This is a genomic window from Streptomyces sp. NPDC007095 (genome assembly GCF_040634475.1).
GTDB lineage: Bacteria > Actinomycetota > Actinomycetes > Streptomycetales > Streptomycetaceae > Streptomyces.
The window spans coordinates 1-6,681 of sequence record NZ_JBEYFS010000379.1; the positions used below are offsets into that span (position 1 = coordinate 1).

A 6,681-nucleotide genomic window follows, 5' to 3' on the forward strand; every position below is an offset into this window, starting at 1 on the left:
CGCAGACACACGGCCCGCACGTCGTCACCGGACCCGTGGCACTGCACGACGCACGGCCCGGTGACGTGCTGGAGGTCGAAGTCCTGACCCTGCTCCGCCGCGCTCCCTACGGGGTGATCAGCAACCGGCACGGCAAGGGCGCGCTCCCCGGCGAATATCCGCAGACCCCCCAGGGCGAGCCGGCCAGCATCATCGCGACCGTCGGAGACGACGGCCGGGGCCGGCTCCCGGTCGGTGACGGCCGCCAACTCGGCTTCCCCCTCCGCCCCTTCCTCGGCATCATGGGCGTCGCCCCGGCCACCGAATCCCCCGTCCACTCCGTCCCGCCCGGCCCGCACGGCGGGAACATCGACGTCCGCCACCTCGGCACCGGCGCCCGGCTCTTCCTCCCCGTCCAGGTCCCCCGGGCCCTCTTCTACGTCGGCGACCCGCACTTCTCCCAGGGCGACGGCGAAGTCGCCCTCACCGCCTTCGAGGCCCCCCTGCGCGCCACCCTCCGCCTCACGCTCCACACGGACCCGGCCACCCGCTCTCTGGCCGCCCGGCTGCGCGCACCGTTCGCGGAAACGCCGTCCGAGCACATCGTGCTGGGCCTCGACCGCGACCTCGACGAGGCCCTGCGCAACGCCGTACGCGACGCACTCACCCTTCTCACTCACCGGTTCGCCGTCCCCGGCCCCGTCGGCCTGGCCTACCTCAGCGCGGCCGCCGACTTCCACGTCTCCCAGGTGGTCGACATCGTCAAGGGCGTCCACGGCCGCATCTCCAAGGCGGACCTGATGTGCTGAGCCGTTGTCGTCCGAGGGCTGACCACGGGCCGACAAGGACGAACCAACCGGCGGGCGGGCGCATGGCCGCGATCACGTCGCTGGGCACATCCATGAGGGCAGACCATTGCTACCGGTAACGGGCCGACCCGCGATTGATGTTGGGGCGTGCTGGCCTGGGGTTCGGCTGGTGGCTGATTCAGCAGGCCATCGAGCGGGCGAGGACGAGTTCGGTGCTGGGCTTGTGTCGGGTGGCCCGCTTGGCGGCGCGGTCGGAGACCAGGCCGGCTACGGCCCGGTGAATCTCCCCGTACTCCTCGCGCCGGCCGGTGTACCGCTGTAGGGGTTGCCATTGCCGGTGTTCGGCATTGGCGTGCTCGACGCAGATCCGGCGGGACGACTGGCGGCGACGCATCTCACGCCATCCGTACCGCTCGGTCAGTGGTGCGTTGTCGATGTCATTCGGTTCCCTCGGCGGTGCGCTGACCTGGTTGGGAAACTCGTTGGCCAGGCCCCGGTAGCCCTCGTCGACCTCGGCCCTGACTGTTGGGTGCAGCCGGAACTGCTCGGCGATCCCCTCGGTACGGATCGCGGTCTGGTCGTGCATCCGACCGGGCCGCATGGCGCCGGACCAGAGGGTACGGCCCTGGTGGTCGCTGATTGTCGTGGTCTTGATTGTGTTCTGCTTGCGCTTGCCGGAGACGAAGGCCAGCCGACCGGGGCGCTGCGCCTTGGGACGGCGTACCTGGGTCTCGGTGCCGTCGATCCTGAGGGTCACGTTCTCGGCTGCGGCGTAGGCGAATACGTCCTCCAGCGTGCGCAGCCGGAGGCCGGGTCGGTCGGGCACGGCGAACCCGCGCTCGGCCAGCAGCAGGCGGATTTCGCTGATCGCGCGGCCGATAGTGGAAACAGCTGCCCAACACCGAACCGAAGCTGAGGCAGGTCTTCGACAAGCTCCGCGAGAAGTTCGGCACCGTCCTGGTCGTCGTGGACCAGCCGGCCTCGATCGGCGCTCTGCCGCTGACGGTGGCCCGCGACACAGGCTGCCAGGTCGCCTATCTGCCGGGCCTGTCGATGCGGCGGATCGCTGACCTCTACCCGGGCGAAGCGAAGACCGATGCCCGCGACGCGGCCGTCATCGCGGACGCCGCCCGCACCATGCCGCACACCCTGCGCTCGCTGGAGCTGACCGACGAGATCACCGCCGAGCTCACCGTCCTCGTCGGCTTCGACCAGGACCTGGCGGCCGAGGCCACGCGCACCAGCAACCGGATCCGGGGTCTGCTCACCCAGTTCCACCCGTCCCTGGAACGGGTCCTGGGCCCGCGTCTGGATCACCAGGCGGCCACCTGGCTGCTGGAACGCTATGGATCCCCAGCCGCACTGCGAAAAGCCGGACGCCGCAGGCTGGTTGAGGTGGTCCGACCCAAGGCCCCGCGCATGGCGAAGCGGCTGATCGACGATGTCTTCGAGGCGCTCGACGAGCAGACCGTCGTGGTCCCGGGCACCGGCACCCTGGACGACGTGATCCCGTCGCTGGCCCGCTCGCTCGGCGCCGTTCATGAACAAAGGCGGGCGGCAGAAGCCCAGATCACAGCCCTGCTGGAGGACCAGCCTCTTTCCAAGGTCCTGACGTCGCTGCCCGGCGTCGGCGTCAGGACCGCCGCCGCATTGCTGGTCACCGTCGGAGACGGCACCAGCTTCCCCACCGCCGCTCACCTGGCCTCCTACGCCGGCCTCGCCCGGACCACGAAGTCCTCGGGGACCTCAATCCACGGCGAACACGCACCCCGAGGCGGCAACCGGCAGCTCAAACGCGCGATGTTCCTGTCCGCGTTCGCCGCCCTGCACGATCCCGCCTCCCGCACCTACTACGACCGATGCCGAGCCCGCGGCAAGACCCACACGCAGGCACTTCTTCGCCTGGCCAGACAACGGATCAACGTCCTGTTCGCGATGCTCCGCGACGGCACCTTCTACGAACCCCGAACCCCACGCCTCGCTTGACGAAAGACATAGAGGCACCCCCCACGAGACTGCCAACTGATGGCAAACTGACGGTCATGACCAGCCACGCTCTGAGTGAGCTGGGCGAATTGCCCTCTGCCCTGCGCCGAGTCCTGACCATCCGCTTCGCCGTCTGGGACCAGATCACCGGCGCTGCCGGCCGACCCACCACGGACTGACCAAAGGCCCGGAACCCAGCAACACCACACCCTGACACGCCGCCAGATCTCCACACACCCAACAACGTGACAGTGCCATGCTCCGTCATGTGGACGCCGTCGTTGCGGCGGCGGTCCGCGGGCTGATCGCACGCATGGCAAGCGCCCCGAGAGCGGGACCGGGGGCAAGAAGCAGGAAGCTGTACTGCCAGCCGGCTGTCTCGGACAGAACCGGAACGAGTTGGATGCTCACGGTGGTGAGGCCGAAGCCGATCGCAGTCTGGGCGGTGAGGGCCGTGCCTACGAAGCGCGTATCGGCGACCTCGGACAGCAAGGTGGAGAAGACCCCGGAGTCAGCGATGACGGCAGCACCCCAGATCGCACAGAAAACAAAGAGGACCGTCGGGCCGGCGCGGAACGCCAGCGGTGAGAGCAAGCAGCACAGTCCGCTGACGGCGAGGGCGGCGACGGCGGTCGGGGGTCGACCGAAGCGGTCGGCCCCCCAGCCGCCGAGCAGGCATCCGATCACTCCGGCGACACCCATGGTGAGGAACATGGTGATCTCGGCCGAAGCCGGACGTTCGGGCCCGCTTGGGGCAGCGAGAAGGAACGCCGGAAGCCAGGTCCAGAGGGCATACAGTTCCCACATGTGCCCGAAGTAGCCAAGGTTGGTCAGCCGCGGGCCGCGTTCTCGGAACATCGTCACGGCGTACTGGGGGTGGCGGGTGTGGGCGGAGGTGCTCAGGTAAGGCCCTGGCCGGACCAGCGCCAACGCCATCAAGGCGCCTAGCAGCCCGATCCCGGCTGCGGCCAAGAGGACGGCTCGCCACGGCAGACCGGCAATCCCACTGATCAGATGGGGGAGCGCCGAACCGAGAGTGAGCGCCGCGACCAGGATCCCTACGGCCCGGCCCCTAGCGGAGCTCGCCGACCACGAAGCCATGAGTTTGATGCCGACGGGGTAGACGCCCGCCAGGAAGACTCCCGTGAGGAACCGCAACCCGATGGCGCCGGCCATGTTGGACACGACCAGCGCGAACAGAAGCGTGCACAGGGCGGCGGCTGCGGCGCTGGCTGCGAGCACCAGATGCGGCCGGATCCGGTCGGGCAGGTTGAGTGCGGCCGAACCCACAGCACCGACGACGAACCCCAACTGCACCGAGCCCGTGAGCCAGACAGCCGCGGTCGACGAGATCCCCCACTCCTGGCGCAGTGTGGGGACCACCGCCGACACGGAGAACCAGACCGCGAGCGCGAGAACCTGCACAGCGGCGATTGCGCCGCGTTGGACCCGGGGGTTCACCGAGTCCCCCGAGCCGAGTGACCAGACGAACTGCCGGTAGGCGCGACTCGCGAGCCTGGAGTACCCAATGCATGGACAAGTGTTGGGGCGACCGCCCCCTGCCGAGGCATCTCGATCGCAGGACTTTCCGCCCGGGGCGGAGTCCGGCTGTCATGACAGCCGTATATCGAACAAATTCGGTGATCGACCAGTCGATACTCCGTCTGCTGAGCGGAGAACATATCGCTTTCAGGCTCTACCATCTGCACACCCTTAGATCCGCGAGTACAAACTGAACGTGACGGTGAGGAACCCATGGGCATCGATTCGCCACGACACAGCCGCCCCAAGCGCTTACCTGCACCTGCGGCCGCGGGGCACTCAAGGCCTGAGCAACGGAAGTAGATCGCCGAACCGAAAGGCCGGGTCGGTCAGATCGACACCGTCGAACAAGTGGTGGATGGTGGACGATGTTGCGCTCTCCCGATCCGAATGCACCCCAGTCAGGGCCGCATTGTCCGCGAAGCTCTTGAAGACCTCTTCGGATTCCCATTCCGCGAGAACATAGAATTGCCGGGGAGCGATGTCACCGTACCTTCCGCTTCGAGCTCTCGCTCATTTGCCGTTTCGAACAATCCGAATCGGCAGAATGTGGATGGTTAAGCGAGCAGCTCGGTGCTCGCTTAACCGGCCTCCTCAGAACCAACAGTTGTTTCTACGGCACCGACGACCAGAACGAGCTGAGCAGCGACGCCGCGCGGCGGGGATCCTCGGTCATCCACCAGTGGCCCAGTCCAGCCAAGACCTCGACCGGCGCCCCGGCGCGGGCGGCCGTGCGCCGGGTCTGCTCGGCGGTACCGACACCGCGATCTTCGGTCGGCAGGATCGCCAGGCCGGGACGGGCGGCAGCAGCCTCCAGGCTCTTACCCCGTTCGGCCATGACCGGCTGGGCCGCCGAACGGTAGAGGCGCAGAATGCACGCGCCCATCGTCTCGTCGATTCGCGGGGCGATGCGCTCGGCGATCACCGGGTGCATTCCGCCGGCGGCAAGGAATGCGGCCCGCTCCTCGGCAGGCTGCGCGGTCATCGCCGCGATCACCTCCTCACCCAGGCCCGGCGTCTGCCACTGCTGGGCGAGGTCCTCCCATTCATAGTCCTCGTCGAGCACCCCGACCGTGTCCGCTGCCCAACTGCGGACGAGGTCCGGGCGTGCCATCGCGACGTTCAAGACGTGGCCGCCGCCCCAGTCGTGGCCGACGAGATCGACTGGGCGGCCGATGGCTTCGAGTTCGCCGACGAGCCACGCCTCGTAGTCGTGGACCGTGGCGGCCCAGCCGTCGGGAACCGGCGCACCGAACCCCGGCGGCGACAAGCGCAGCGGCTCGTCGTGGCCGAGTGCGACGAGTTCGTCGACCAGTAGGTCCCATACTGCCGAGGTCTCGGGGACGCCATGCACCAGCGCGATCGTCATGCGCCCTCCTTCGGCAGGCCGGCCGAGGCATCGCGGTCCGGGACGGCGGAGGTGAGGCACCGGCTCACAGCGGCACCACCTCGACGAACTCGAACTCCATGAAGCCGTGGGCGACGAACGGCAGGCGTGCCAGCTCTGCCTTCACCGACGCGAGATCGGTACCGTGCGCGATGCCGAACACGCCGGCGCCGTCGGTCCTTCGGTAGGCCGCCGACAGGACGCCTTCGGCGCGCAGCTCGTCGACTACTCGGTCCTCCTCCGCACGGTAGGCCTCGGCCCCCGCTTTCTTGAATGCGCCCGCGGTGATGAGGAAATCCATGTCGATAGTCCTTGGTAGTCGTGGGTTGGGTTGTAGGGAATGGGCGGGGGTTCCGCCATGGATCGCGACGAGCGCCGCGGCGCCGGGGACCGTACAGATCTGGCGGGCGCCGTTGGTCATCGAGGAGCCGGCGCCCATATCGCCGACGGGAGTGCCAGGCCGACCACGCCGAACAGTCTGTGCGTGATCAGTCCGACTGCCGTCGGCGAAGAGCTGCCCCGGGCAGGAGACCGCCGGTCCTTTCGATGTATTGCTCTTGGTCAGCTGGCGGACAGGCGCTTGGCCACTTCGGATGCTTGAGCGAGAGCCGCGCTGGCGGGGCGCATCATCACCATGAAGTCGGTGATCTTTCCTTCGCTGTCGAACTCGATCAGGTCGACACCGAACACGTTTGCGTCTCCGACGCGTGCGCTGAACTCCACGACGTAGCCGGTCTCTCTTCCGAAGTGCCGCAGGAACTTGAAGTCCTGCATGATGCTGAAGACGGTCGGGAGGACCGCAGCCATTCTTGCCTTGCCATGGTGCGGCTCGAAGTTCGCCGGGTCGCGGAAGACGACCTCGTCGACAAGAAGATCAGGGAGCCGGTCCCAGGGCTTCGGCGTAGTCGGCGGGCGTCCGTTTCGTAATCACTTGAGCCCGAGCAGGGCGAGTGGGCGGTCTGCGTTGCGGGCGTTGTG

At 68.0% G+C, this 6,681-nt stretch carries 7 protein-coding genes and 1 pseudogene; 3 read left to right on the plus strand and 5 right to left on the minus strand.

Annotated elements, in window-relative coordinates; translation table 11 throughout:
- Positions 1 to 788, plus strand: a 788-nt coding sequence (locus ABZ656_RS55250) for an acetamidase/formamidase family protein (protein ID WP_360279930.1), incomplete at its 5' end; no start/stop codon positions are given.
- Positions 789 to 966: 178 nt separating this feature from the next.
- Here the strand turns inward: ABZ656_RS55250 and ABZ656_RS55255 are convergent.
- A complete protein-coding gene (locus tag ABZ656_RS55255; RefSeq protein ID WP_360279933.1) occupies positions 967 to 1,614 on the minus strand; it encodes a transposase family protein in 648 nt (215 codons plus the stop codon).
- A gap of 59 nt (positions 1,615 to 1,673) precedes the next feature.
- On the opposite strand from ABZ656_RS55255, the pseudogene ABZ656_RS55260 reads away from it, so the two are divergent.
- Together ABZ656_RS55260 and ABZ656_RS55265 are read left to right on the plus strand one after the other, a co-directional pair.
- Positions 1,674 to 2,774, plus strand: a pseudogene (locus tag ABZ656_RS55260) (IS110 family transposase); the annotation flags it as partial.
- A 56-nt stretch (positions 2,775 to 2,830) separates the two neighbouring features.
- On the plus strand, positions 2,831 to 2,953 hold the full coding sequence (locus tag ABZ656_RS55265) for a hypothetical protein (RefSeq protein ID WP_360279936.1): 123 nt from the start codon (positions 2,831 to 2,833) through the stop codon (positions 2,951 to 2,953).
- 85 nt (positions 2,954 to 3,038) lie between these two features.
- Here ABZ656_RS55265 and ABZ656_RS55270 read toward each other — a convergent pair whose 3' ends face one another.
- The 4 genes from ABZ656_RS55270 to ABZ656_RS55285 all read right to left on the minus strand — a co-directional run bounded on the left by ABZ656_RS55270 (position 3,039) and on the right by ABZ656_RS55285 (position 6,477).
- A complete protein-coding gene (locus tag ABZ656_RS55270) occupies positions 3,039 to 4,199 on the minus strand; it encodes an MFS transporter (protein ID WP_360279939.1) in 1,161 nt (386 codons plus the stop codon).
- Between the two features lie 730 nt (positions 4,200 to 4,929).
- Positions 4,930 to 5,685, minus strand: coding sequence for an alpha/beta hydrolase (locus ABZ656_RS55275; RefSeq protein ID WP_101401807.1), 756 nt, complete (start codon positions 5,683 to 5,685; stop codon positions 4,930 to 4,932).
- Positions 5,686 to 5,749: 64 nt separating this feature from the next.
- The gene (locus tag ABZ656_RS55280; protein ID WP_101401806.1) at positions 5,750 to 6,004 is read right to left on the minus strand and encodes a hypothetical protein; all 255 of its coding nucleotides are present in this window, start codon (positions 6,002 to 6,004) and stop codon (positions 5,750 to 5,752) included.
- Between the two features lie 260 nt (positions 6,005 to 6,264).
- The gene (locus ABZ656_RS55285; protein ID WP_360279944.1) at positions 6,265 to 6,477 is read right to left on the minus strand and encodes a hypothetical protein; all 213 of its coding nucleotides are present in this window, start codon (positions 6,475 to 6,477) and stop codon (positions 6,265 to 6,267) included.
- Positions 6,478 to 6,681: the final 204 nt, after the last annotated feature.